We start from the raw sequence: 23,919 nt of genomic DNA, 5'->3' as shown, positions 1-23,919 counted from the left end.
CGTCAGTCGCGGACGACGCGGTAGCGGAAGGCCTGAATCCCGCGCGCCCACCGATGCGTCGACACCAGCTCAAGCGCCGTGGGGCCCACTCCGGGCGGATAGAACGGGGTGCCACCGCCGAGCAGGATCGGATACACGACGCTGCGGTACTCGTCGACGAGCCCCGCCGCGGCCAGGGTCGCCGCCAGGGTCGCGCCGCCGACGGCGATGTCACCCGCTGCATCGTCGTTGCGCATTCGCGCGACCTCGTCGATCACGCTTCCCCGGAGCAACGTGGTGTTCTGCCCGGGCGCGGCATCCAGCGTCGACGAGACGACGATCTTCGGCAGCGCCTTCCACACCTCGGCGAACTCGCGCTCGAGCGGCTCGAAGGTGGGCTCGACGTCGGGATCCTCCCAGTACCGCATCGTCTCGTAGAGGCGCCGGCCCAGGAAGTGGGCGCTGAGACCACGCACCTCCTCGAGGGCGGCACGGAAGATGTGCTCGTCGGGCGCACCCCAGTCGAAGCGCCCCTCGGCATCCGTGATGTAGCCATCCAGGGAATGCGACATCGAGAGGATGATCCGGCCCACGTTCCGCTCCTTCGCGTCGGTGCTGTGCGCTCGACGCTACCCCGGCCGGCGGCCCGGCGACAGCGGGTCGCTCGGCATCAGCGGGATGCTGCGCTCAGCACGCCCCCGTTCGATGCCCGCGGCACGAGGCGCTCCAGCTGGGTCACGTGGCGCGGCTCGAGCTCGGCGAGGGTCGAGACGCCCAGGAGCTTCATCGTGCGCTCGATCTCGGTGCGGAGGATCTCGATCGTGCGGTCGACGCCCTGGCGTCCGCCGGCCATCAGGCCGTACAGGTAGGCGCGCCCGATCAACGTGAACTTCGCCCCCATCGCCACGGCGGCGACGATGTCGGCGCCGTTCATGATGCCGGTGTCGATCATGACCGTGGCGTCCTTGCCGACCTCGCGCACGACCTCGGGCAGCAGGTGGAACGGGATGGGAGCGCGGTCGAGCTGCCGACCGCCGTGGTTGGAGAGGATGATGCCGTCGACGCCGCGATCGATCAATCGCTTGGAGTCCTCGACGTTCTGCACGCCCTTGACGACGATCTTGCCGGGCCACATCTCCCGGATGACGTCGAGGTCGTCGTAGCTGATGGTCGGGTCCATCGCCGCGTTCAGCAGTTCGCCGACGGTGCCGCCCGTGGTCGACAACGAGGCGAACTCGAGCTTCGGCGTGGTCAGGAAGTCGATCCACCACCAGGGCCGCGGGATGGCGTTGATGATGGTGCCGACGGTCAGCTGCGGCGGGATGGAGAACCCGTTGCGCTTGTCGCGCAGGCGCGCCCCGGCGACCGGGGTGTCGACGGTGAACTGCAGGGTGTCGAAGCCCGCCGCCGCCGCGCGCTTCACGAGTCCGTAGGAGATCTCGCGCTCACGCATGACGTACAGCTGGAACCAGTTGCGCCCGTGCGGGTTCGCCGCCTTCACGTCTTCGATCGAGGTCGTGCCGAGCGTCGAGAGGGTGAACGGGATGCCGGCGGCGCCGGCGGCTCCGGCGCCGGCCGTCTCGCCCTCGGTCTGCATGAGCCGCGTGAAACCGGTCGGCGCGATGCCGAAGGGCAGCGCCGAGGGGCCTCCGAGAATCTCGGTCGACATGTCGACCTCTGCGGCCGGACGCAGGATGTCGGGATGGAACTCGATGTCCTGGAAAGCCTGGCGGGCGCGGGCGAGCGACAGCTCCCCCTCGGCCGCGCCGTCGGTGTAGTCGAACGCTGCTTTCGGGGTGCGGCGCTTGGCGATGGTGCGGAGGTCGGAGATGGTGAGCGCGGCATCCAGGCGACGCTTGCGAGCGTCGAGTTCGGGCTTCTTGAACTGCATGAGCTCCAGGAGCTCGCCGGGCTTGGGCAGCTGACGCTTCACGGGTGACATGGCGGGCCTTTCGAGAGGGGTGGGAGGAGGTTGTGGGGGTCGCCGGCCGGTTACGGCAGCATCCACGAGAGGACGGAGGACTGCAACCCGACGAGCAGGCACATGGCGGCGAGCATGCCGAGGCTCCACCAGATGACGCGCCGGAGGATCGTCGACTCCTGACCCACCAGGCCCACGGCGGTCGCAGCGATCGCGAGGTTCTGCGGGCTGATCATCTTGCCGATGACCCCGCCGGAGGTGTTGGCAGCGACCAGCAGCGCCGGATCGAGGCCGGCTTTGAGCGCCGCGCTCTGCTGCAGCGTGGCGAACAGGGCGTTGGCGCTGGTGTCGGAGCCGGTGACCGCGGTGCCGAACCAGCCGAGGATCGGTGAGAGGAAGGCGAAGAGGGCCCCGGTGCCGGCGATGAAGGCGCCGATCGTCAGCGTCTGCCCCGACATGTTCATCAGGTAGGCGAGGGCGAGCACCGCGCCGACGGTCAGGAGCGAGAAGCGGAGCTTGACGAGCGTCTGCCACCACGTGCGGGCGGCGTCCTGCAGCGGGAGGCGGTAGACGAGCGCCACGATCACCCCGCAGATCACGAGCAGGCTGCCGGCCGACGACAGCCACGGCAGCGTGTACACCGTCGCCCCGGACGCGGCGCCGGACGAGGTGAGGATGTGGCCGTTGAGACCGGGCCACGGGATCTTCACGTCGGTCGCACCGAGAGCGGCCTTCAGGTCGGGCACGAGCTTCGCGAGGGAGAACACCACGATGACGAGCAGGTACGGGAACGTGGCGAGCAGCACCGTCGCAGCGCTGAGCGGCGCGTCGGAGACGGGGACGGGGCCGGTCGCGGTGCGGGTCGCGGCGGATGCCGAGGCAGACGCCGCTGATGAGCCGCCGACACCGGCGCGCGCTGCCCCGCGGCGGGTGCGGATGCTGCCCGTGGCCGCCTTCTCGCTGGCCAGGAGGTCCACCGCGGCGTTGGTCAGCAGTCGTTCGCGAGCGGCGGCGGTACCGCGGGGCTTCCAGAAGCGCAGGAGGATGACGGCGGCGAGGATGCCGGCGAGCGAGGCAACGATGTCGGTGAGCTCGACCGAGATCCAGGTGGCGCTGACCCACTGTGCGATCGCGAACACGACGCCGAAGACGACCGTCGCCGGCCAGGTCTCACGGATGCCCCGCCAGCCGTCGGCCAGCAGCACGATGATCAGAGGGACGAACATCGCGATGAGCGGCGTCTGGTGGCCGACGATCGCGCCGATGTGACGGTAGTCGATGCCGGTCAACGCTCCGGCGGTGACGATCGGCGTCCCCACGGCACCGAAGGCGACCGGCGCGGTGTTGGCGAGCAGCACGATCACGGCGGCGCGCATCGGCGAGAATCCGGCGGCCATCAGCATCACGCCCGTGATCGCGACCGGTGCGCCGAAGCCGGCGAGCGCCTCGAGCAGCCCTCCGAACCCGAAGGCGATGATGACGGCCTGGATGCGTGGGTCGTCCGAGAGCGCGTTGATCACGCGGCGAAGGTCTTCGAAACGTCCGCTGCGCACGGTCAGCTCGTAGAGCCAGATCGCGTTCAAGACGATCCACATGATCGGGAACAGCCCGAACACGAAGCCCTGCGTGGATGCGAGCAGGGCGAGGTCGACCGGCATCCGGAATCCGAGGACCGCGACGAGGAGGGCGACGGCGAGCCCGGTCAGTCCGGCCCAGTGCGCCTTCCACCGCAGCACGCCGAGTGCGATGAAGACCGTGAGGAACGGGAGGCTGGCCACCAGTGCCGATAGCGCGAGGCTGCCACCCACCGGAGCGAGTTCGGGTGTGTACATCTCAGTCTCATTTCGTACGTCGTTGTGCGAGAGTGCGAGGTTCGAGTGCCGACCATTTAGAGGTCTGACCGCTAGCGCAATGTATTCGACTGACCGCTAGGCTGTCAACACATCTGAGAAAGGTGGCGCGGATCCGATGGAGGAGCACGCACACGACACCCTCTGGCAGCCGGTCAAGAAGGCACGCGCCCACGAGCTCGTCATCGAGGCCATCGAAGACCGGATTCTCTCCGGAGCCCTTCAGGTCGGCGATGCGTTGCCGCCGGAGCGGGAGCTCGCCACCAGCCTGGAAGTCAGCCGCGCGGGCGTACGAGAAGCCGTCCGCGTGCTCGAGGCTCAGGGCGTGCTGCGTTCACAGCCCGGGGCGGGGGCCGCGGCGGGGACATTCGTGGCGGCGCTGCCCCGCGATGCACTCACCCGCTTCCTGCGTCTGCATGTCGCACTGTCGAACTTCACGATTCAGGACGTGACCGACGCGCGTGTGGTGCTCGAGCGCGCCAGCGCGGCATCCGCTGCGCGCCACCTCGACGACATAGCGCGATCGCAGATGGTCGACGCGCTCGACCGCATGGATCAGCCGCATTCCTCGCGCGACTCGTTCAACGAGGCCGACACGCAGTTCCACCTCGCGATCGCCGAAGCCTCGGGCAGCGCGTTGTCCGCGGCGCTGACCGCCGCGATCCGCAGTGCGATGAAGGTGCCGATCCTGCGCGCCGCCGAACGCACCGAGGAGTGGCCCGAAGAATCGGATCGCCTCCGGCGGGAACACCGCGCGATCTTCGCGGCCATCGACGGCGGAGATCCCGATCGCGCGGCCGACCTCGCCGAAGCGCACATCCGGCGCGCGGCATCCGTGCTGTTCGGGCTGCCCGCCGCACCCGCGCAATAGATCAGCCGACGACGGCATCCGCCGCGTGCGCGGTGTGGATGCCGGGATCCGGCCGCACCCCAACGGTGATGAGCCAGACGGCGAACCAGATCTCGAAGGCGAAGACGGGCACCGCCGCGATCGCTGCGACGACGCCGTAGAGGGATGGCTCCGGCCAGTTGCAGCCCGTTGCTGACGAGCACGACCACGCCGCCCGCCATCCCCAGCGCGGCGAGCGCGCGGGGTACGGCTCGCGCATCCCACAGCAGCCAGCCGAGGATCACCGTGTTGACGCTGATGACGAGGCCCTGTCCGAGCAGGAAGGCGGCGGTGTGCATGGCCGCGGATGCGCCGTCGACCGTCGTGCCGGCCAGCGCCGCTGCGAGCATAGGGAGCGCGCCGGCGACGATGACGGCCGCTTCGAGGGTACGCAGCAGGGCGAAGCTCGCCGCTCGGGCAGGACCGCGCGCCTGCAGCAACACCCAGAGCAGCACGCCGGTGCCGAGGCAGCCGAATGCGAGCACCAGCTCCAGAGCGACACCGGCGCGGACGAAACCTCCGCCATAGGCGATCACGGCGGTGACCGACGTGACGTGCGTGACGAGATAGAGGATGCCGGCGAGTTGCGACTGACGGCGGACGAGCTGAGACACGGTGTTCCTTCCATGTTTGGTATACGGCGTAAACCAGTTCGCACACACACTAGGTGTACGGTGTATACATGTCAACCGTGCGTCCACGCCTCGACCTGGAGCGCATCATCGATGCCGCGATCGCCATCGCCGACGAGAGCGGCCTCGACGCGGCGAGCATGCGTGCGGTCGCGGAGCGCCTGGGCGTGACACCGATGGCGCTGTACAAGCACCTGGCCGATCGTGCCGCCCTGGTAGATGCGATGCTCGACCGTGTCCTTGCCGACGTCGCTCGCCCCGCGCCCACCGCATCGTGGGACGACGCCGTGCGCTCGCGGATCATGGCAACGCGCGCAGCTCTGTCGTCGCACGCCTGGACCCGACAGGCGATCGAGACGCGCGAGCACGCCACGCCGCGCGTTCTCGCGCACATGGACGCACTCATGGCCGACATGTTCGCGGGTGGGCTGTCAGCCGATCTCGTGCATCACGCGATGCACGCCTTGAGCACCCGCATGTGGGGCTTCACCCGCGACGTGCTGCCCACACCGGTGCCCCCCGACGATCCACGGGAGCGCGCCGCCGCGATGGCCGCGTTCGCGACGACCTACCCGGCGATCATCCGCATGGCCACGACCGCGCCGCACGCCGGGCAGGCCTGCGACGACGACGCGGAGTTCGCCTTCGCCCTCGACCTGCTGCTCGACGGCATCCGACGTCGACACGAGCAGTCGTGGACGTCGGCCGAAGCCGGTGACGAACCCCGCCGGTAACGTGGAGGGAATGCCGCACCCTCCCCTCGTCACACTGCGCGCTCGCACCGCCGCCGATGTCGACGCCCTGTACCGCGTCGCCGCCGACCTGGACACGTGGGAGGAGCGCACGCCGTCGCGCCCGTCGCCGCTGACGAGGGCGGCGTTCGAGAAGCGGCTCACCGACGCGACGAACGGCTCGAGTACGCGCAGCATCGAGTTCGTGATCGACGTCGACGGCGCCGCAGTCGGCAGCGTGAGCCTGTTCGGCTTCGACGACCTCGCCCACCACGCCGAGATCGGCATCGCCGTGCTCGCCGAACATCGCGGGCACGGCATCGGATCCGCGGCCCTCGCCCAGATGGTGGAGTTCGCGTTCGTGCGCTGCAACCTGCGCCGGGTGCACCTGCAGGCGATCAGCTCGAACACGGGCGCGATCCGCGTCTACGAGAAGGCGGGTTTCGTCAGGGAAGGCCGCTTGCGCGAGCATGCGTGGGTGCGCGGCGCCTACGAGGACATGGTGGTTCTCGGGCTGTTGCGCGCGGAGTGGGAGCGCAAGGACGGCTGACGTCGCGCCCCGCTACTGAGCGGATGCCGGCGGCACGACCGTGCCCTGATGGAAGCGCAGGCGCGGTGCGGTGCCGCCGACGTCCCACAGTGATGAGTGCCGACTGATCCGCGAGGGCGTCGTGAGCCGATAGGTGACCAGCACCAGCTCGGGCGAGAGCTGACGGAACTGCCACTCATCGGTCTGCGGCGTGACGCGCGAGTCCGCGCTCTCCTCGGCAAGCGCACCGACGATCTGTTCCCGCGTCCAGAGGGTGCCGGAGCGGCCGATCTCGACGAAAGCGGGATGCAGCAGCTCGTCGACCTGCGCGGTGTCGCGGCGCACGTCGGCGGTGAGCAGGGCCGTCTCGGCATCCTTCACCGCCGCCCATTGCCGTACGCCGGCGTGACGCACCAGCCGGACGATGTGGATGGGATGGCCTGCCAAGAGCTGGTCGCGCTCGATCGCGTCGCGGACGAAGCCGTTGCGCAGATAGAACGCTTCGGCGCGGGGGTTGTCGTCCATCATCCAGAGGTAGGCGTCGCCGGCACCGATCGCCGCGTCCAGCAGCAGCTGCCCCGCACCGGTACCGTGGTGCGCCGCCAGGACGTAGATGCCCTCCAGCTCCCGCGACGTCGGCCGATCGTCGTCGCGCCCGTCACCGGCCGTCGCCCAGCCGACGATCCGCCCGTCGACCTCGGCGACGAAGACGTCGGTGACGTCGTCTTCGATGATCGACGCCCACCGCTCGATGCGCGGCTCGACCCGCAACCCGGCGAGGACCGTCGCCGGAAGCTGGCGGACGTACGCCTCGCGCCACGCCTGGACATGAACCTCGGCGACGCCCCGGGCGTCGTCGACGGATGCCGGGCGCACGCGCACGATGGGCGGGGCAACGGGTGCGCTCATCTCCTCATGTTCGCAGGCCGCATCGAAAGAGATTCGCACGAATCGCGTAACGAAAGCCGCGTCGAGTCATCTCATCAGTGCGGCGGTGATGGTATCCCGCCGTGTTCGGGCCTCGATGAGCTGGGGGGCTCGTCACCCGCAGACGCCGCCTTCCCCAGAGGCCCGTGCTGCGGGGCGGGGCGGCGCACAGCGTCGCCCCGCGGCCCGAACTCACCCGGCGGTGCCGGCGCCCTCGCTCTGCGTGGCCCGCGCGACCACGCGCACGCCCGAGACGCGGCGGCGGTCCATCGCGACCACATGGATCGCAGCATCGGGCAGCTCGACGGTGTCGCCGACAACGGCGAGACGCCCGAGCTGTTCGGTGACGAACCCGGCGATGGTGTCCGACGAGCCGGGCGGCAGCTGCACGCCGGTCGCCTCCTCGAAATCCGCGCGGTTGAGGCGCCCGTCGAAGACACCCGTATGCGCGTCGGCGACGGTGTCGTACTCGTCGAAGATCTCGCCGACGACCTCTTCGACGAGGTCCTCGAGAGTGACGATGCCGTCCGTCCCGCCGTATTCGTCGATAACGACGGCGATGTGGTCACCCTCGGCACGCATGCGCGTGAGGGTGGCCAGCACCCCGGCCGTCGCGGGGAGGTACGGGATCGGGCGGACGACCCGACTGACGGGGGCCTCGGCATCCCGCGACGCGATGTCGAAGAGGTCGCGCACGTGGACGAAGCCCGAGATGTCGTCGATGGACTGATCGACGACCGGATAGCGCGAGTGCGGCAGCTCGCGCACCTGGGCGACCGCCGCGGCGACGGTCGCGGTGGCGTCGAGGACGACGACGTCGGGACGCGGGCGCATCACCTCGCTGATCTGCCGCCCGCGCAGGGAGAGCACATCGTCGAGCATGCGCCGCTGATCGTCGGGCAGACCCTGGTGGGTCGCGACGATGTCGCGGATCTCGTCCTCGCTGAGCTCGTCGGCCGTCTTGTGCGGGTCACCGCCGAGCAGGCGCACCAGCGCGTTGGTCGACACCGACAGCAGCCAGATCACCGGTCGCATGACGACGGCGAACCCGTCGAGCACCGGGGCGACGGCGTAGGCGAACTGCGCGTTGCGCTGAATGGCGAGGCGTTTGGGCACGAGCTCGCCCAGCACGAGCGACAGGTACGCGATCACCAACGTCAACGCGACGGTCGCCAGCGTCATCGCGAGCTGCGGCGCGGCGCCCAGGCGCTCGAGCAGGGGTGCCACGGCCGGGGCGATCGAGGTCGCGCCGTAGGCCGCCGAGGCGAAGCCGGCGACGGTCACCCCGATCTGCACGGCCGACAGGAACGTGTTGGGGTTGCGGGCGAGGCCGGCCACCTTCTGCCCTCGCGCGCCGCGGGCGGCGATGGCGTTGATCTGGCTCTCGCGCAGGGTGACGAGAGCCATCTCGGTGGCGGCGAAGACACCCCCGACGAGCACGAAGACGAAGACGAGAGCGATGTTCCAGGCGAGATCGCCCATCAGCGGGCATCCTCGCGCGCGGCGGGCAGGGCGTCGCCCCGGGCATCCTTCCGCGTCTTCAGCAGGCTCGCGATCGTGGCGACGGCGACGGTGGCGGCGATGAACAGCAGCGACAGCCAGATCGGGATCTCCGGGATGAACGTCACGTGCTCGCCGCCGTTGATGAACGGGAGCTCGTTCTTGTGGAGCGCGTGGATGAGCAGCTTCACGCCGATGAACGCGAGGATCACCGCGAGACCCTGGGCGAGGTACACCAGGCGCTCCAGCAGACCGCCGATGAGGAAGTAGAGCTGGCGAAGGCCCATGAGCGCGAAGGCGTTCGCGGTGAAGACGAGGTACGCCTCCTGCGTGAGCCCGTAGATCGCGGGGATCGAGTCGACCGCGAAGACGAGGTCGATGAACCCGATCGCGACGATGACGAGCAGCATAGGGGTGACGAACCGGCGGCCGTCCTTCTTCACCGTGAGCCGGTCGCCGTCGTACTCGTCGCTGACCGGGAGCACACGACGTACGAGGCGCATGAAGCGGCCGTCGGCGGGGTTGGACTCACCGTGCGCGAAGGCCTGCCGATACGCGAGGAACAGCAGCAGCGCGCCGAAGAGGTAGAACACCCACGAGAAGTTCTCGATCAGCGCCGCCCCGACGGCGATGAAGGCGCCGCGCATGATGAGGGCGATGACGATGCCGATCATCAGCACTTTCTGCTGGTACATCTTCGGCACCGCGAACCCGGTCATGACGATGAGGAACACGAACAGGTTGTCGATCGACAGGGCCTTCTCGGTGAGGTACCCGGCGAAGTACTCGCCGCCGTATCCCCACCCCGAGAAGACGCCCACGCCGACACCGAACAGAAGCGCGAGACCGATGTAGAAGGCCGACCAGCGCGCGGACTCGCCGACAGTCGGCTCGTGCGGCTTGCGCACGTGGGCGAAGAACTCCCACACGAAGAAGGCGATCGTGACGGCGATCGTGATGATCCACACGAGGGGGGTGATGTTCACAGGAGGCTCCCGAAGAATGGCGTGACGTGGTCGACGCCAGAGTCTCCCCCATCCCTTGCGGGACCGGTCGGCCCGGGCCGCGATGCGACCGTAATGACGGACCGTCCGTATCGGAGTACTCCCCCTGGACTGCTGACACAGTAGGGCAGCGAAGTGACGCGAAGCTGGGAAGACGCCGGATGCCGCGGCATCCGGCCACCGCCGGCGCTCAGGATGCCGTGCGGATGCGCACCTCGCGCTCCATCCGCTTCTCGTGCCGGGCGCGTCCCTTGACCGCCTCGGCCTCGCGATTCTTCGGCGGTGCGGTCGTCACGAGCGCGTCGAGCAGGCGACGCGTGGCGGCGGCGATCTCGTCGATGGCCGCCTCGAACGCCTCGGCGTTGGCGCGCGAAGGATGCGCCGATCCACTCACTTTGCGGACGAACTGCAGAGCCGCTTCGCGCACCTCGTCATCGGTGGTGGGCGGTTCGAAGTTGTGGAGCACCCGGATGTTTCGGCACATGCGGCGAGCGTAGACCGCGGTGCGCCGCAGCGACAGAGGTGCCGCTACGGCGCGGGTGACCCGGTCAGCCCTGCGCCGCCGAGCCGTAGGCGCCGGCGCGGATCTCCTCGAGCAGAGACGGGCGGGTGGGCGTCCAGCCGAGGGAGGGCGCCTTCTCGCCGCGTCCCTGCTGGTCGAGCATGAGCGCATCGGCGAAGGGGGCACCCAGGCGTGCGCGTGAGGCCTCGACGCCCTCCGCAGCGACCGGACCGTCGGCGAGCGCTTCGCCGAGTTCGGTGACCGTCGCGTTGTGGCCGCTGAGGCCCAGCACGCGTCCGACGGGCTCGGAGCGCTCGATCACCCGCACGTACAGCTCGGCGAGGTCGTCGACGTGCACGGTCGCCCAGTGCTGGGTGCCGTCGCCGATCACGGTGAGGCGGCCCTCGCCGTCACGGGGCGCGGAGCCCAGCATGGCGGGGATTCCTGCGCCGTGGCCGTGCACGATGCCGGGCTCGACGATCGTGAGGGCGAGCTCTGCGGCGGCGAGGCGGGACTCCACCTCCTCCCGCCAGGCGACGATCGCGGGCGGGTGGAACGGGGTCTGCTCGGTGAGGTCGTCCGACGGGCCGTGGATCCAGAGACCGCCCGTGTGGATGTAGGGCTTGCCGGTGCCGCCGAACGCGGCGATGACGGCATCGGCGACGGCGCTGTCGAACTGGGGGGCCGTGCCGTCACCCGGTGCGGCGGTGTGGATCGCAGCATCCACGCCCTCCAGCAGCGGAGTGAACCAGTCGGCGTCGGTGACGTCGCCGACCACCGCAGTCGCTCCGGCCGCGGTGGCCTTCTGCGCGGCGTCTGCGCTGCGCACCGGCGCAACGACGTCGTGACCATGAGCGCGCAGAACGTCGAGGACGGACGAGCCGATGTAGCCGGTGGCACCGGTGAGGAGGATCTTCATTCCGTCATCGTAGGCACGACGACAGGGAGCGAGGGTCGGATTCGGCGCGCTCGTCAACCCCGAGATCGGATGCCGCGGCATGCCTAAGCTGGCGGCATGCGACGGTGCGGCGGGGACCCCGGACGCGTCCGGCGACGAGAGGCGGAGCGGCGATGCATGACGTCGTGGTGATCGGAGCAGGCCTCGCGGGGCTGCGGTGCGCGGTGATGCTGGCCGAGCGCGGGCTCGAGGTCATCGTGCTCGACGCGGGAGACGAGGTCGGCGGCCGTCAGCGCACCGACCTCGTCGACGGGTTCCGACTCGATCGGGGCTTTCAGGTGCTCAACCCGGCGTATCCGGCGCTGCGTCGCAGCATCGATCTCGACGCTCTGGCGCTGCGGTCGTTTCCCGTGGGCGTGCAGGTGCGCACCGATCGCGGCCTCGCTGAGCTGCGGCATCCGCTGCGCTCACCGCTGTCGATCCCCCGAACGATCGGCAGCGGGCTGGTGAGCGCTGCGGATGCCGTGGCGTTCGCACGCTGGCTGACGCCGGCGTTCACGCGGCGGCTGTCGGCACGGGCGCGAAGCGATCGCGCGCTGCGCGAGGGGTGGGATGCCGCGGGCCTGCGCGGACCGCTGCGCACCGCCGTGCTCGATCCGTTCCTCGCCGGTGTCGTCGCCGACGACGGTGGGGGCAGCTCGAACGCGTTCGTGCAGGAGTTGGTGCGGTACTTCGCGCTGGGGCGGCCGGGGCTTCCCGCGCAGGGGATCGCGGCGGTGCCGGCGCAGCTGGCGGCGCGGGCGCGTGCTGCGGGCGCGGAGATCCGGCTCGGGGCGCGAGCGGAGCGCATCGACAGGGACGGCCCGGTCGTCGAGGTCGGCGTCGCGGGTGGCGAGGCCCTCCGCGCCGGACGGGTCGTGGTGGCCGTCGGCGCGGAGTCGGTGGCGGAGCTGGCGCCGGTGCCGCGACCCGCGACCAACGGGCTGCAGACGTGGTGGTTCGCGGCGACGGCAGCACCCTCGGCATCCGCGCTGCTGCGCGTCGACGGACGCGACGCCGCCCGCCGCGGGCCGGTCGTGAACACGGCGGTCGTGTCGCACACCGTGCCGTCGTATGCGCCCGTGGCGCGCCATCTCATCGAGGCGACGTGCCTGCTGCCGCGGGGTGGCGCGGCAGCAAGCGAGAACGAGGTGCGCCGGCACCTCGCCGAGCTGTGGGATGCCGGGGTCACCGACTGGCAGTTGCTGCGTCGCGACGACATTCCGGATGCGCTGCCCGCACAGCCGGCACCGCTGCGCGCGCCCCGCCCGCCGCGCGTCACCGACCGGATGTACCTCGCCGGCGACCACCGAATTGCGGCGTCGATCCAGGGCGCTCTCGCCTCCGGCGAGCGCGCTGCTCGCGCGGTGCTCGTAGACGCGGGCGTGTGATGGGCGAGGCGGAGCCGCTGCGGTCAGCCCCGCGACCTGAGGACTTCGAGAGCGTCGAGCACGAGGTCGAGACCGAAGAGGAACTCCTGGGACGGGTCGTAGCCGCTCCCCATGAGATGCGCTCCAGACTCGTGTAGGTACGGATATCGATCGGCCGGCACCTGCGGCAGGTAGACGCCCTCGGTCATGTCGGCCATCTCCTCGGCCGTTGCGAACGGCAGGTTCGCCTCTTGCAGCGCGTAGCCGTAGACATGACTGTTCAGCAGCCAGTTCGCGTGCGTCGCCATCTCGATCGAGAAGCCGGCTCGCCGCAGGCACGCGGTCACGGCCTCGCGATGCCGCAGATTCGCCGGTCCGGGTGACGTGCGCGACTCCATCAGGCTGATCGCCCACGGATGCCGCGCGAGCACCTCCCGAGCCGACACCGCTTCGGCACGCATCGCGACCGTCCACGGGGCATCGAGAGAGGGCAACTCGATCTCGTCGAACACGACGTCGATCATCGCGTCGAGCAGCTCCTCCTTGTTCGCGACGTAGTGGTACAGCGACATCGCACCGGCGTCGAGCGCAGCAGCGAGACCGCGCATGCTCAGCCGCTCCACTCCGTCGCGGTCGGCGATACGCAGCGCCTCGGCCACCACGCGCTCGGCGCTGAGGCCGGTGCCGTCCGGTGTCGGCGTGCGTCGCTGCGGCATCGATCGGTCTCCTCATCGGGTCGAAGGACTTGACAATCGTACAGCGTACGGTCGATAGTACGGTGTACGACGTACAGTGTACGAAGCCAGAGCTCAGGAGATCCCGTGGCCACGACAGCCCTGCCGCACGCAGCTGCGGCGACACCCACACCACAACGCATGCGCGCCCTCGTGTACGAGCGCTACGGGCCGCCGGACGTGCTGCGGCTGGCGACGGTCGCGCTTCCGACGGCTGGCCGTCGCGAGGTTCTCGTCGAGGTCGGCGCGGCCTCCGTGCACCCCGGAGACTCCTTCGTCATGACGGGACGGCCGCGCTTGGTGCGGCTGGCGTTCGGCCTGCGCAGACCCCGCCGTCGCACGCCAGGCATGGATCTGGCCGGTGTGGTCCGCGCGGTCGGCGCCGATGTGACCTCGGTGCGCGTGGGGGACCGCGTCTTCGGCTGGACGACCGCGGGGGCGCTGGCAGAGTTCGCCACCGTACGTGACGACCACCTCGCGCCGATTCCCGCGGGTGTCCCGGTCGACGTCGCGGCCGCGGTTCCCACGTCGGGCATGACGGCGCTGCAGGCCCTGCGCGACGTGGCGCAGCTGCAGTCCGGGCAGACGGTGCTGATCACCGGCGCCTCCGGCGGGGTCGGCTCGTTCGCGGTGCAGATCGCGAAGGCACTCGGCGGCGAGGTGGCCGGTGTGTGCAGCGGACGCAACGTCGAGTTCGTCCGTCAGCTGGGCGCCGATCACGTCATCGACTACGAGACGACCGACGTGACTCGCGGGAGCACGCGCTTCGACGTGATCCTCGACAGCGTAGAAGCGCAGCCCCTCGCCGCGATGCGCCGCATCCTCACTTCGCGCGGCACCCTCATTCCGAACAGCGGCCGCGGCGGTGCCTGGATCGGACCGCTCGGCCGGATCGTACGAGCGCGCCTGCTGTCCGCCTTCACGCGCCAACGGCTGCGACCGTTCACCTCTCTCGGTCGGCGCGGCGACCTGCTCGTGCTCGCCGAGATGCTCGCGAGCGGCGAGATCACGCCGTTGGTCGATCGCCGCTATGCCCTCGCGGATGCCGCCGATGCCCTCCGGCAGGTCGCGACCGGGCACACCCGCGGCAAGGTCGTCGTCACCCCGTGACGCGGCACCAGCTCACCCACGCACCGCACCACCACACACAAGGAGAGACCATGTCGACCACGCTCAAGATCCGCACCCCGCTCGAGATCGCACCAGTTCCCGTCCCGGTGAAGCTCGCCGCCGCGTGGGCGAGCTTCATGTTCCTGTACGTCTACGTCGACGTCTTCAACTTCTACAAGCCGCATGTGGTCGCCGGCATCCTCGAGGGGATGGTGTGGCGGTTCGAAGTGAGCCCGCCCCTGCTGACGGCGATGCTCGCCTCGGTCATGATCCCGGCGGTGATGATCGTGCTGTCGGTGACCCTGCCACCGCGGGCGAACCGCATCGTGAACGTCGTCGTGGCCTCGCTTTATGTGCCGTACTCGGTGTTCAACATCGCCGGATCGACCCCCGAGTGGCTGCCGTTCTACGTACTGTCGATCGGGGTCGAACTCGCACTGCTGGGGTTCATCGTGCGGCGCGCGTGGGTCTCGGCCCCTCGCCGCGAGCCGGGTGAGCTCGGCGCGGAGAGGTGACGCCGGATGCCGCAGGCACGTCCCTCACTCCCACGTGGCGGTGTCGGGGTCGACGCCGGCGGCGCGCGCGCTCTCGTCGATCGCCCGGCTCAGCCACGCCGCCATCCCCGGCCGCACCGCGTCGTAGTGCGCGGAGAAGCGCGGGTCGGCGACGTACATCCGCCCGAGGCACACCTGCATCTGCCGGGTGACCGGGAAGAACTGCGAGAGCAGGGTGCGGTGTCGCTCGACGAGGCCGTTCGCCACGGCATCTCCGGGTGTCGCTCCGCCGTCGACCGCGGCGCCCATCTCGAGCTCGAACGCGGTCATCGCCTCGGTCACCGCCGCCCAGTCGCCGGCCGAGCGCGACGCCGCACGCTCGGCGTACTGCTGCCACTGCGTCGACTGCCCGTAAGCGTCGCGTGCCTGCGCGGGCCAGTCGGTGTTCCAGTCGGCGCCGAAGATCTCGCGCTGCTCGTCGTCGGAGAGCAGGATGCCGCGCTCCTGCGCCTCGATCATGCGCGCGAGGTCGTCATCGAGGTCGTTCAGCTGGGCGATGCGCTGGGCGAGCTGCGCGCGCTGCACCCGCAGCTGGTCGGCGACATCGCCCCCCGGCTCATCGAGGATGGCCCGGATCGCGTCGAGGTCGAGCCCGAGCTCGCGGTACACGACGATGCGCCGGAGGCGTTCGAGGTCGGCATCCGTGTACAGCCGGTAGCCGGCGCGCGATCGTGCGGCGGGGCTCGCGAGGCCGATCTCGTCCCAGTGGTGGAGGGTCCGCACGGTCAGGCCGAGGCGCGCGGCCGTCTCGCCCACCGGCAGGCCGTCATCAGACATGGGACTCATTGTCGTCGGTGCCGATGCCGACCGCGCGGAGGGTGCGGCCCTCGACGCTGTCGGGGTCGAACACCTTGCCCGCCGTGAAGATCACGCGGGTGTTCTCGGGGGTGATGACCTCGATGTCGCGGGTGTTCCACATCGTGTCGCGCGGGTGGGCGTCAATGCCGAGGGCGCGCAGGGCATCGGCGATCTGATCGATCTGGTCGAGCACGCAGGCGAAGCTCACGCTCGCGGCCGGGGCGGTGTCGTCCGGCGCGCCCGCGACGAGGAGCACGTCCTGGAACGCCCACCGGCGCAGGTGCGTCATCTGACCCGGAATGCCGAACAGCTCGAAGAACCCGAGGCCGCGGGTCCAGAAGTCGATGGATGCCGCGAGATCCGCCGTCGGAATCGTCACGAACATGGGCATGCCGTAGATGCCGCGAAACAGAGGCGGGGCGACGGCGTCGGGTCCCGGGGCAGGGACGGGGCTGATGTCGAAAGCGTCGGGAAGGTCGGTCATGAGACCACGATCGAGCCTGACGTCGCGTGAGGGTCAAGCCCGGGATGCGATCCGTGTCTGCAGCGTGCGGATGGTCGATCCCAGGATGCCGCGGGCCAGCAATCCGCCGGCGACGAACGGACCCGCGGCATCCTCGCCGACCGGTGGAAGCTGACGGAGGGCGGCGCGGACCGCCGGTGTCATCTGCTCGACTTGCCACTCGATCTCGGCATCCACGTCGTCGGGCCGGGCGGTGCTGACGGCCTTCACGGCGTAGGCGGCGGCGCCCAGGGCGTGCGCGCCCATGTGCGCGACGCCCGAGGCCTGCGCCGCCGACCGGGCCGCCGCGATCGCGGCGGGTGAGGTGACCGAGGCGGCGGCGCGGCCCGCGACGAACCGGCGGCGGATCTCGCCCGCCGAGTCGAGCTCGCCGCGGGCGTAGGCGCGGGCACGCGCGATGGCGTCACGCGGGCGATCGTCGTCGGGAGCTTCGCGTTCGAACAGAGGGAGCACGCGTTCGGCGCAGTCCGCGGCCCACGCGGCGACGAGGCGCCGGTCGGGCTCGCTCAGGGATTGCGGGGAGAGCATCTGCCCATGCTGTCACCGGAGCTGTTCGCGCGGCGGCCCCGGGCGGCGGCGCGCGGGGGAGAATGGCGGGATGCCACGTCGCGCGAAGAAGCCCGCCGCCACCGTTCCCTGGATCGTGATGGTGCCGTTCGCGGTGTCGGGCGTCATCCATCTCGTGCGACCCGGTGTGTTCACACCGATCATCCCGCGGGCGCTGCGGCGGTGGGACCGGCCGCTGGTGATCGCATCGGGCATCGCAGAGCTGGCGTGCGCAGTGGGGCTGGTCGTGCCCTCGACGCGGGCCGCCGCGGGGCGAGCGAGCGCGGTGGTGCTGGCCGGCGTCTGGCCCGCGAACATGCAGATGAGCATCGACCTCGGCCGCCGGGCGGCCCGCCGCCGCACCCCGAAGGCGTGGGCCGCGTTCGCCGTGTCGCTCGCGCGGCTGCCGCTTCAGGTCACGTTGATCCGGCGGGCGCTGCGGAGTTCACGCTGAGCCACGCGTGAGGCGCGCGCCGACGCGATGCGAGGTCAGACCCAGACGAGGAATCCGAGGATCGCGACTGCGACGGCCAGCAGCAGGAGCACCAGGTTCATCGGCAGCACCCTGGCTTCGCCGCGACGCACGTGGAAGATCACGGCGCCGACCTGCACGACCGCGAGCCCGATGGCGGCGAGGGGAGCCAGGATCGGAGCGATGCCTGTCAGCGGGGCAGGATCAGACCGAGCGCTCCCAACACCTCGACGACACCGATCACGCGGACGAGCGGCAGCGATTCGTCCTTCGCCCAGGCGATGCCCCCGGCGACAAGGGCATCGGGAGAGCGGAAGGCCTTCATACCCCCGGCGGTGAGGTAGACCAGGGCGAGCAGACCGGCAATGATCCAGTAGGCGATCGACATGAGTGATTCCTTCGGTTGTGGTGTGGTGATGACGGGTGGAACAGTGGTCAGCGCGGCGCCCGCGCGTTCCAGATCAGCGGCGCCTGGCGCAGCCAGGTGTCGTCCTCCAGGGAGTCGAGAAGGAACCGGGCGACGTCGGCGCGGCTGATGGTGAAGCCCGGCTTCGCCTGCTCCATCTGAGCGGCGCGCACCGGCCCGCGAGGTGTGGCATCAGACAGTGCGACGGAGCGGACCATGACCCACTCGGCATCCGAAGCACGAACGACGGCGTCGACGCCGTGGTGGTCGTTGTAGCCGTGGCGAATGCCGGAGCTCTTGATCAACGCTTTGAACAGCAGGTTGAACGAAGCCCAGGAGTCGCCGGCGCCCATGGTGGAGGCGACGGCGATGCGACGGATGCCCTTCTCTCTCATGACCGCGAAGGTGTCGCGGGTGGCATCCGTCATGAAGCTCGGCGGGCTCACCGCCTTAGACCAGGGGTTGTCGCTCGCGCGTGAGTTGTTGAGCGCACTCACGACCGCATCGGCGCCCTCTGCCGCCGAGAACGAGGACGGTGGTCACAGAAGAGTCCTTTCGGGGCATACGCACTGATGGTGTGGCAACATATCTTTCAGTCGGTAATCACGAGCGGCGGGGGCGAAAGATGGCGTCAGCGAGGACGATCAGCGGTCCGTGCCGGGCATGGCCGGCCGAGAGCGACTTCATCCGCGAGGTGCTCGACCGCATCGGCGACAAGTGGACAGTGCTGGTGGTGAGCACACTCGGCGGCGGACCATTGCGCTATTCGGATCTGCAGGCGAGCATTCCGGGCATCTCGCAGCGGATGCTGACCGTCACACTCAAGGCCCTTGAGCGTGACGGCTTGCTCACCCGCACGGCCTACCCCGAGGTGCCGCCGCGGGTGGAGTACGAGCTGACAGATCTGGGGCGGTCGCTGCTGGATGCCGTCATGGCGCTGGCCGGCTGGGCGGCCGCCCACCACGAGACCGTGGCGGCGAACCGCCGCGATCACGAGGTCACGGGTGTCGGCCGCGTTGGGGCGCATGCCATTCTCGCTTCCGTCGGCCAATAGCGCTCGCTCTACTTCTTGACGACCAGCTCGTGCACCGCGCGAGTGTGATGCATGTCCCAGTACAGGGGGGCGATGTCGGCAGCGGGGAGGAAGTCGAGTCCGGGCGCGGGTGCGTGCTCGGCGATCATGAGCGCGATGGCGACATGGGCGACATGGACGCCGCTGCCGGCGAGGGCCTGACCGAGGTTGAGCGCCCAGTTGCGCAGTGCCGCACCACCGGCGGTGACGTTGCCGTACTGGGCAACCGGGTACATCGATCCGGCGCCCGTGGTGAACAGCAGCGTGCCGGCACCGATCGCGAGCATCTCGGGCAGAACGACGTCGGCTGCCGTCATCGCGCCGTACAGGTAGTACTCGATCTGCGGCTGCACGTTCTCCGGGGTGGCTTCACGGATGTCGACGGGAGCCAGGGGACCTGCCGACGCGTCGGCCGGCGAGTACTCCAGCACGTCGATGCCGCCGAAGTGCGCCGTTGCGGCGGTCAGCGCTGCGCGGAGGGTGGGCCGGTCGAGCACGTCGGCGGCGAAGCCGGCGGCAGTGATGCCGTCGGCGGCGAGTTGGGCGACCAGGCTGTCGAGCTTCGCCTGGTTGCGGGAGATGAGCGCGACGTCGAATCCCTGGGCACCGAAGCTGCGCGCGATAGCGAGTCCCAGGCCGGAGCCGGCTCCGATGATGGCGATGGTGGGCACAGTCTTCCTCAGATTCGTCAGTGTGTGGGGGTCGGTGGGTTACGGGCGGGTGGCTGTGGGCAGGGCGCACGCTTCACCGTTGGGATCGCACGCGGCCGCGGCGGGGTCGCCGAAGGTGAGCAGGACGGGCTTCGCGGTGTCGTCGGTGCTCATGCCACACCGTCCGTGGCGTCTGTCACGAGGTTGTCGAGCACCTGCCCGTATGCCTCGACGGACTGGGCGCCCGACGCGGCGAAGCGGCGGTCGAAGACGGTGAAGGGCACGCCTTGGATGCCGAGTGCTTGACCTTCATGGGTGTCGGCGCGCACGGCATCGGCGTATTCGTCGCTGGTCAGCACCGTGCGAACGCGGTCTGTCGACAGCCCCACCTCTGCGGCGACCTGTGCGAGCACCTCGGCATCGAAGGGGTTGATCTCTCCGGCGAAGAATCGGTCTTGCACTCGGGAGAAGAACTCGAGGCCCTTGCCCGCCTCCTCGGCGTAGTGCACGACGCGATGGAAGTCGAAGGTGTTGGCGTTGAGCCGGTCGAGCGAGAAGGGCAGACCCTCGCGCTGCGAGAGCGCCTGAATCTGACGCTCGGCTTGAAGGACGACGTTCGCGTTGCCGCCGTGCGAGCGGATGAAGGCGCTCTCGATGGTCTCCGGTGTGTGCGGCGCGTTCGGGTTGAGCTCGAACGAGCGCAGCTTCACCTGGAACCGATCGGCATCCGCGCGGGAATCAATGGCTCGCTGCAGTCGATGCTTACCGACGTAGCACCACGGGCAGCTGAGATCCGCCCACATCTCGATGACGATCGGGGCCGCCGCATTGGTCTCCTTGGACGACATGATCATTACCTCACTTCTGATTCGTAACCACATTGTGAGTGAGTAAGGTGAGGCCTACAAAAGGCACTTCGAGGTGCGTTTCGTGAGGGCTCAGAGTCGCCGCCCGCTCCTGCGGCGGTGGTCCCTGGCTATGCGATACTTCCCGCATGTCGACACCGCCGCCGGACTTCCCTTCGTCTGTGGCTCCGGGCGCTCAGGCACCCGTGAGGCCACCCACATCGGGTGCTCGCATCGCCGACGTGATCTCCTCGGTGATCCTCATGGTCGCCGGCTTCCTCGGCTTCGCGGTGCTCGCGTTCATGTCGCTTTTTCTCGTCATGATGTCGGACGGGTGCTTCGGTGACCGGTGCAACACCGGCCTCATGTCGGTGGGCTGGCTGATCGCTCTCGGCGTGCCTCCCGTCGTGTTCCTCGCCGCGGCGGTGTGGACGATCATCCGCCTCGTCCGCCGCAAGATCAGCTGGTGGGTTGCGGCGGTCGGCGCGGCGTCGGGAGTAGCGATCTGGTTCGCGGGTGTAGGCATCATGAACGCGAGCCTCGGTCGCTGACCCTCGAGGCTCGAACTACCCCTCGGGAGCAGTTCACGTGGCGACGGATCCCGACGTCTTCACGTGGAACCTGAATGCGACTCCTACCCGAAGTCGCCCGGCGCCATATCCGTGAAGCGCGAGAAGTGACCCTGGAAGGCGACGGTAATGGTGTCGGTGGGGCCGTTACGGTGCTTGGCGACGATCAGGTCGGCCTCGCCGGCGCGGGGGCTGTCCTTCTCGTAGGCGGCCTCGCGGTGCAGCAGCACCACCATGTCGGCATCCTGCTCGATCGAGCCCGACTCACGCAGGTCGCTCAGGGCGGGCTTCTTGTCGGCGCGCTGCTCAGGACCACGGTTCAGCTGCGACAGGGCGATCACCGGCACCTGCAGCTCCTTCGCCAGAAGCTTCAGCGCACGCGAGAACTCCGAGACCTCCTGCTGACGGCTCTCGACGCGCTTGCCCGACGTCATCAGCTGCAGGTAGTCGATCACCACCATCTTCAGACCAACGCGCTGCTTGAGCTTGCGGCACTTCGCGCGAATCTCTACGAGCGTCATGTGGGGCTGTCGTCGATATAGAGCGGCGCGTCGTTGATGCGACCACGAGTCGCCGCGATCGTCGTCCAGTCGCGGGAGTCGAGCGTGCCCTTGCGCATGCTCTGCAGCGGAATGGCGCCCTCAGCGCTCATCAGACGCATCGCGATTTCGCTGCGACCCATTTCGAGCGAGAAGACGATCGTCGGCTGCTGCGCCTTGATCGCCGCGGCCCGCGCGAAGTCGAGCGCGAGCGTCGACTTACCCATGGCGGGACGCGCCGCGATGATGATCATCTGGCCGGGGTGCAGACCGTTGGTCAGCTGGTCGAGACCCGAGAAGCCGGTGGGGATGCCGGTCATCTGACCGTCGCGGCCGCGCGCGGCCTCGATCTCCTCCACCGCGGCATCCACCGCGATCTGTAGCGGCACGTAGTCTTCGGCCTGCTCCGCGCCGGTGACCGAGTAGATCTCCGCCTGCGCGTTGTTGACGAGGTCGAGCGCATCGCCCTGACCGTTGTAGCCCATCTGCACGATGCGCGTGCCGGCCTCGACGAGCCGCCGCAGCAGCGCCCGCTCGCGCACGATCGACGCGTAATAGGCGGCGTTGGCCGCCGTCGGCACGATCGAGGTCAGTGAGTGCAGGTAGTCGGCACCGCCGGATCGCTGCAGGTCGCCGGTCTTGATGAGCTCGTCGGTCACGGCGACGACATCGGTGGGCTCGCCGTGCGAGTACAGCGAGAGGATCGCCTCGAAGATCAGCTCGTGCTTGGGCACGTAGAAGTCGGTGCCGCGCAGCGCCTCGATCACATCGGCGACGGCGTCGCTCGACAGCAGCATGCCGCCCAGCGTGCTCTGTTCGGCGAGCAGGTCGTGCGGCGGCGTGCGCTCGGGGCCGCGGCTCTCCAGGGGTCCACCGAAGCGATCCTCGGAGATGTCCGCGATCGACATGCAGTCCCCTTCACACGCTCGATGACCGGTCCCGCCGCGAGACCACACGTCACGTTAGGCACGGGTTCCGACAGTCGCAAACAGGCCTGTGGATAACTCTGTGGATGATCTGCGCGAAACGCCGGACACCCTGTGCACAGTACCTGTGGAAACACGCCGAGCAACCTCAAGATTCATCGACACAAATGTACTTTGACCTGGGTTTTCCAGATTCACAACCTGTGGATGCGCAATGTGGTTGAAGTACCGCTTGAAGGTTGACGCTGTGGGTGAGGGTTGGGGACAACCATGGGGATGAATGCGCCCTTGTCAAGTCGAGGTGTCCGCCCCGGCGCGTCGGAAGTTTCGCGACAGGGGTCTGGACACGAGTGATATATCGGCGTATCTTCTCTGTTCCAGGCACTCCATGGGTGTCGGCGTGCGCCGGCATCCCGACACATCGTCGTGGGAGGTGAACATGGCAACAATCGCAGTCCCCCCGCTGCGCCGCGGACGATCGACCACCGAGTCGACACGGCGATGGGCGATGCTGGGCGCGCTCGGCGTCGGAGCCGCGTTCGCCTGGTTCGCCATCTCGCTCTTCTCCGGTCCGTCGGCCCACGCCGCCGACGACACGGACAACCCCCTCGGCTCCCTCGTGAGCGGCGTTTCCAGCACGCTCTCGAAGGTCACCACGCCCGTCCTCGACCCGGTCGCAGAGATCCTCTCTCCCGTCGCCGAGACCGTCGCCCCCGTCGTCGAGAGCGTCGCTCCGCCGGTGGGCGGCATCGTCGACTCCGTCGCCCCCGTCCTCGAGCCGCTCGCACCGGTCGGCCAGGTCGTCGCCCCCGTCGGATCGGCGGTCGGCGAGATCGTCAACCCCCTCGCACCCGTTCTCGCGCCGGTCACCGGCGCGGTGAAGCCCATCGTGGATGCCGCGGCCCCCGTCACCGACGCCGTGAGCTCACTTCCGGTCGTCGGCGAGCTCGTGACCCCCATCACGAGCGTCGTCGTCCCCCCTGTCGGCGGCCCGGCATCCTCCTCCGACCCCTCCGCGCCGGCCGTGGGAACTCCCCCCGCCGCGGCCGCTCTGGCCGTGCTGTCGGCCGCGTGGGATCAGACCATGCATGGCGTCGCGACCACGACGACAGCGGCCGCACTCTCGCTCGGCAGCGCCGTTACCTCGTTCGTTCCGGGCGCGGGCGCTGTCGCGTACCCGGCAGCGCCCGGCGCTCCGGCCGGCGGCTGGGGGCTTCTCGGTCCCACCCTGGACGCCACCTCGTTCCTCTCCAGCGGAGCTGGATTCTCGTTCGGCGCGGGCGCTGTGCTCGCCTTCGGTCTGTTCGCTGCACACCGTGCCTGGGTGCTGCGACGCCGACCGGAGGACGACTCTGCCCTCCCCGCGCCGGTGTTCGCCACCGACGTCTCCCCTGACTGACGGGG

The 23,919-nt window shown here is 69.5% G+C and carries 27 protein-coding genes and 3 pseudogenes; 10 read left to right on the top strand and 20 right to left on the bottom strand.

Annotation, left to right across the window (positions count from 1 at the left end):
• Positions 1-2 precede the first annotated feature (2 nt).
• From I5I_RS11505 to I5I_RS11495, 3 genes are all read right to left on the bottom strand, one after another.
• The gene (locus I5I_RS11505; RefSeq protein WP_036319560.1) at positions 3-572 is read right to left on the bottom strand and encodes a dihydrofolate reductase family protein; all 570 of its coding nucleotides are present in this window, start codon (positions 570-572) and stop codon (positions 3-5) included.
• Between the two features lie 77 nt (positions 573-649).
• On the bottom strand, positions 650-1,921 hold the full coding sequence (locus I5I_RS11500) for an alpha-hydroxy acid oxidase (protein WP_036319559.1): 1,272 nt from the start codon (positions 1,919-1,921) through the stop codon (positions 650-652).
• 50 nt (positions 1,922-1,971) lie between these two features.
• Positions 1,972-3,732, bottom strand: coding sequence for an L-lactate permease (locus I5I_RS11495; protein ID WP_036319558.1), 1,761 nt, complete (start codon positions 3,730-3,732; stop codon positions 1,972-1,974).
• 136 nt (positions 3,733-3,868) lie between these two features.
• On the opposite strand from I5I_RS11495, the gene I5I_RS11490 reads away from it, so the two are divergent.
• A complete protein-coding gene (locus tag I5I_RS11490; protein ID WP_036319557.1) occupies positions 3,869-4,621 on the top strand; it encodes a FadR/GntR family transcriptional regulator in 753 nt (250 codons plus the stop codon).
• A gap of 1 nt (position 4,622) precedes the next feature.
• Here the strand turns inward: I5I_RS11490 and I5I_RS17635 are convergent, their stop codons facing one another.
• The gene (locus tag I5I_RS17635; RefSeq protein WP_239640103.1) at positions 4,623-4,859 is read right to left on the bottom strand and encodes a hypothetical protein; all 237 of its coding nucleotides are present in this window, start codon (positions 4,857-4,859) and stop codon (positions 4,623-4,625) included.
• Positions 4,840-5,124: pseudogene (locus I5I_RS17630) on the bottom strand (DUF4386 family protein); the annotation flags it as partial. The gene I5I_RS17635 and the pseudogene I5I_RS17630, both read right to left, overlap by 20 nt.
• Before the next feature lie 197 nt (positions 5,125-5,321).
• Between I5I_RS17630 and I5I_RS11480 the strand changes: the two are divergent.
• Positions 5,322-6,005, top strand: a complete 684-nt coding sequence (locus I5I_RS11480; protein WP_036319556.1) for a TetR/AcrR family transcriptional regulator C-terminal domain-containing protein — start codon at positions 5,322-5,324, stop codon at positions 6,003-6,005.
• Between the two features lie 10 nt (positions 6,006-6,015).
• Complete coding sequence (locus tag I5I_RS16095; protein ID WP_148285545.1) at positions 6,016-6,552, top strand: GNAT family N-acetyltransferase; 537 nt, start codon at positions 6,016-6,018, stop codon at positions 6,550-6,552.
• Between the two features lie 12 nt (positions 6,553-6,564).
• Here I5I_RS16095 and I5I_RS17160 read toward each other — a convergent pair whose 3' ends face one another.
• The 5 genes from I5I_RS17160 to I5I_RS11450 all read right to left on the bottom strand — a co-directional run bounded on the left by I5I_RS17160 (position 6,565) and on the right by I5I_RS11450 (position 11,383).
• Positions 6,565-7,440 (bottom strand): GNAT family N-acetyltransferase, encoded by an 876-nt coding sequence (locus I5I_RS17160; RefSeq protein ID WP_187289946.1) that lies wholly within the window; start codon positions 7,438-7,440, stop codon positions 6,565-6,567.
• A gap of 210 nt (positions 7,441-7,650) precedes the next feature.
• Positions 7,651-8,940: a hemolysin family protein gene (locus I5I_RS11465; RefSeq protein ID WP_036319555.1), complete on the bottom strand. Its 1,290-nt coding sequence runs from the start codon at positions 8,938-8,940 to the stop codon at positions 7,651-7,653.
• The gene (locus I5I_RS11460) at positions 8,940-9,944 is read right to left on the bottom strand and encodes a TerC family protein (protein ID WP_036319554.1); all 1,005 of its coding nucleotides are present in this window, start codon (positions 9,942-9,944) and stop codon (positions 8,940-8,942) included. Before I5I_RS11460 ends, I5I_RS11465 begins: the two co-directional genes overlap by 1 nt.
• 208 nt (positions 9,945-10,152) lie before the next feature.
• A complete protein-coding gene (locus I5I_RS11455) occupies positions 10,153-10,446 on the bottom strand; it encodes a DUF2277 domain-containing protein (RefSeq protein ID WP_036319553.1) in 294 nt (97 codons plus the stop codon).
• Between the two features lie 64 nt (positions 10,447-10,510).
• Positions 10,511-11,383: an NAD-dependent epimerase/dehydratase family protein gene (locus tag I5I_RS11450; protein ID WP_036319552.1), complete on the bottom strand. Its 873-nt coding sequence runs from the start codon at positions 11,381-11,383 to the stop codon at positions 10,511-10,513.
• A 152-nt stretch (positions 11,384-11,535) separates the two neighbouring features.
• Here I5I_RS11450 and I5I_RS11445 point away from each other — a divergent pair, with 152 nt between their 5' ends.
• A complete protein-coding gene (locus I5I_RS11445; RefSeq protein ID WP_036319551.1) occupies positions 11,536-12,792 on the top strand; it encodes an FAD-dependent oxidoreductase in 1,257 nt (418 codons plus the stop codon).
• A 23-nt stretch (positions 12,793-12,815) separates the two neighbouring features.
• On the opposite strand, the gene I5I_RS11440 is transcribed toward I5I_RS11445, so the two are convergent.
• A complete protein-coding gene (locus I5I_RS11440) occupies positions 12,816-13,487 on the bottom strand; it encodes a TetR/AcrR family transcriptional regulator (protein ID WP_036319550.1) in 672 nt (223 codons plus the stop codon).
• 105 nt (positions 13,488-13,592) lie between these two features.
• Here I5I_RS11440 and I5I_RS11435 point away from each other — a divergent pair, with 105 nt between their 5' ends.
• Together I5I_RS11435 and I5I_RS11430 are read left to right on the top strand one after the other, a co-directional pair.
• Positions 13,593-14,615: an NAD(P)-dependent alcohol dehydrogenase gene (locus I5I_RS11435; RefSeq protein ID WP_239640101.1), complete on the top strand. Its 1,023-nt coding sequence runs from the start codon at positions 13,593-13,595 to the stop codon at positions 14,613-14,615.
• Between the two features lie 50 nt (positions 14,616-14,665).
• A complete protein-coding gene (locus I5I_RS11430; protein ID WP_036319548.1) occupies positions 14,666-15,130 on the top strand; it encodes a DUF6326 family protein in 465 nt (154 codons plus the stop codon).
• Positions 15,131-15,154: 24 nt separating this feature from the next.
• Here I5I_RS11430 and I5I_RS11425 read toward each other — a convergent pair whose 3' ends face one another.
• Genes I5I_RS11425 through I5I_RS11415 form a run of 3 tightly spaced genes read right to left on the bottom strand, consistent with a single transcriptional unit; the run spans position 15,155 to position 17,018 of the window.
• A complete protein-coding gene (locus I5I_RS11425; RefSeq protein ID WP_083868011.1) occupies positions 15,155-15,946 on the bottom strand; it encodes a MerR family transcriptional regulator in 792 nt (263 codons plus the stop codon).
• Complete coding sequence (locus I5I_RS11420) at positions 15,939-16,451, bottom strand: VOC family protein (RefSeq protein ID WP_036319546.1); 513 nt, start codon at positions 16,449-16,451, stop codon at positions 15,939-15,941. Before I5I_RS11420 ends, I5I_RS11425 begins: the two co-directional genes overlap by 8 nt.
• 33 nt (positions 16,452-16,484) lie before the next feature.
• The gene (locus tag I5I_RS11415) at positions 16,485-17,018 is read right to left on the bottom strand and encodes a putative immunity protein (RefSeq protein WP_036319545.1); all 534 of its coding nucleotides are present in this window, start codon (positions 17,016-17,018) and stop codon (positions 16,485-16,487) included.
• A 70-nt stretch (positions 17,019-17,088) separates the two neighbouring features.
• Here I5I_RS11415 and I5I_RS11410 point away from each other — a divergent pair, with 70 nt between their 5' ends.
• Complete coding sequence (locus I5I_RS11410; protein ID WP_036319544.1) at positions 17,089-17,490, top strand: DoxX family protein; 402 nt, start codon at positions 17,089-17,091, stop codon at positions 17,488-17,490.
• 35 nt (positions 17,491-17,525) lie between these two features.
• On the opposite strand, the gene I5I_RS17870 is transcribed toward I5I_RS11410, so the two are convergent.
• The 3 genes and pseudogenes from I5I_RS17870 to I5I_RS16480 form a co-directional block, all read right to left on the bottom strand.
• On the bottom strand, positions 17,526-17,648 hold the full coding sequence (locus I5I_RS17870; protein ID WP_306305739.1) for a hypothetical protein: 123 nt from the start codon (positions 17,646-17,648) through the stop codon (positions 17,526-17,528).
• 50 nt (positions 17,649-17,698) lie between these two features.
• On the bottom strand, positions 17,699-17,896 hold the full coding sequence (locus tag I5I_RS17865; RefSeq protein ID WP_306305738.1) for a DoxX family protein: 198 nt from the start codon (positions 17,894-17,896) through the stop codon (positions 17,699-17,701).
• A 47-nt stretch (positions 17,897-17,943) separates the two neighbouring features.
• Positions 17,944-18,426: pseudogene (locus tag I5I_RS16480) on the bottom strand (NAD(P)-dependent oxidoreductase); the annotation flags it as partial.
• Positions 18,427-18,539: 113 nt separating this feature from the next.
• Here I5I_RS16480 and I5I_RS11395 point away from each other — a divergent pair.
• Positions 18,540-18,968 carry a winged helix-turn-helix transcriptional regulator gene (locus I5I_RS11395; RefSeq protein ID WP_016463881.1) on the top strand — a complete coding sequence of 143 codons (429 nt, stop codon included), beginning with the start codon at positions 18,540-18,542 and terminating at the stop codon, positions 18,966-18,968.
• A gap of 8 nt (positions 18,969-18,976) precedes the next feature.
• Here the strand turns inward: I5I_RS11395 and I5I_RS11390 are convergent, their stop codons facing one another.
• Positions 18,977-19,657, bottom strand: a complete 681-nt coding sequence (locus I5I_RS11390) for an SDR family NAD(P)-dependent oxidoreductase (RefSeq protein WP_036319543.1) — start codon at positions 19,655-19,657, stop codon at positions 18,977-18,979.
• Positions 19,658-19,806: 149 nt separating this feature from the next.
• Positions 19,807-20,484, bottom strand: coding sequence for a DsbA family oxidoreductase (locus tag I5I_RS11385; protein WP_036319594.1), 678 nt, complete (start codon positions 20,482-20,484; stop codon positions 19,807-19,809).
• A gap of 239 nt (positions 20,485-20,723) precedes the next feature.
• Between I5I_RS11385 and I5I_RS11380 the strand changes: the two genes are divergently transcribed.
• A complete protein-coding gene (locus I5I_RS11380) occupies positions 20,724-21,032 on the top strand; it encodes a hypothetical protein (RefSeq protein ID WP_148285544.1) in 309 nt (102 codons plus the stop codon).
• A gap of 83 nt (positions 21,033-21,115) precedes the next feature.
• Here the strand turns inward: I5I_RS11380 and dnaB are convergent.
• Positions 21,116-22,497 (bottom strand): annotated as a pseudogene (gene dnaB / locus I5I_RS11375) (replicative DNA helicase).
• Positions 22,498-22,954: 457 nt separating this feature from the next.
• Here dnaB and I5I_RS17805 point away from each other — a divergent pair.
• Positions 22,955-23,914 (top strand): hypothetical protein, encoded by a 960-nt coding sequence (locus tag I5I_RS17805; RefSeq protein ID WP_036319593.1) that lies wholly within the window; start codon positions 22,955-22,957, stop codon positions 23,912-23,914.
• Positions 23,915-23,919 lie beyond the last annotated feature (5 nt).

It is taken from the genome of Microbacterium sp. B24, from assembly GCF_000333415.1.
In the GTDB taxonomy this organism is placed as follows: Bacteria; Actinomycetota; Actinomycetes; order Actinomycetales; family Microbacteriaceae; genus Microbacterium.
Note: the sequence above shows the minus strand (reverse complement) of the source record. Positions and strands in the feature narration are given on the sequence as shown.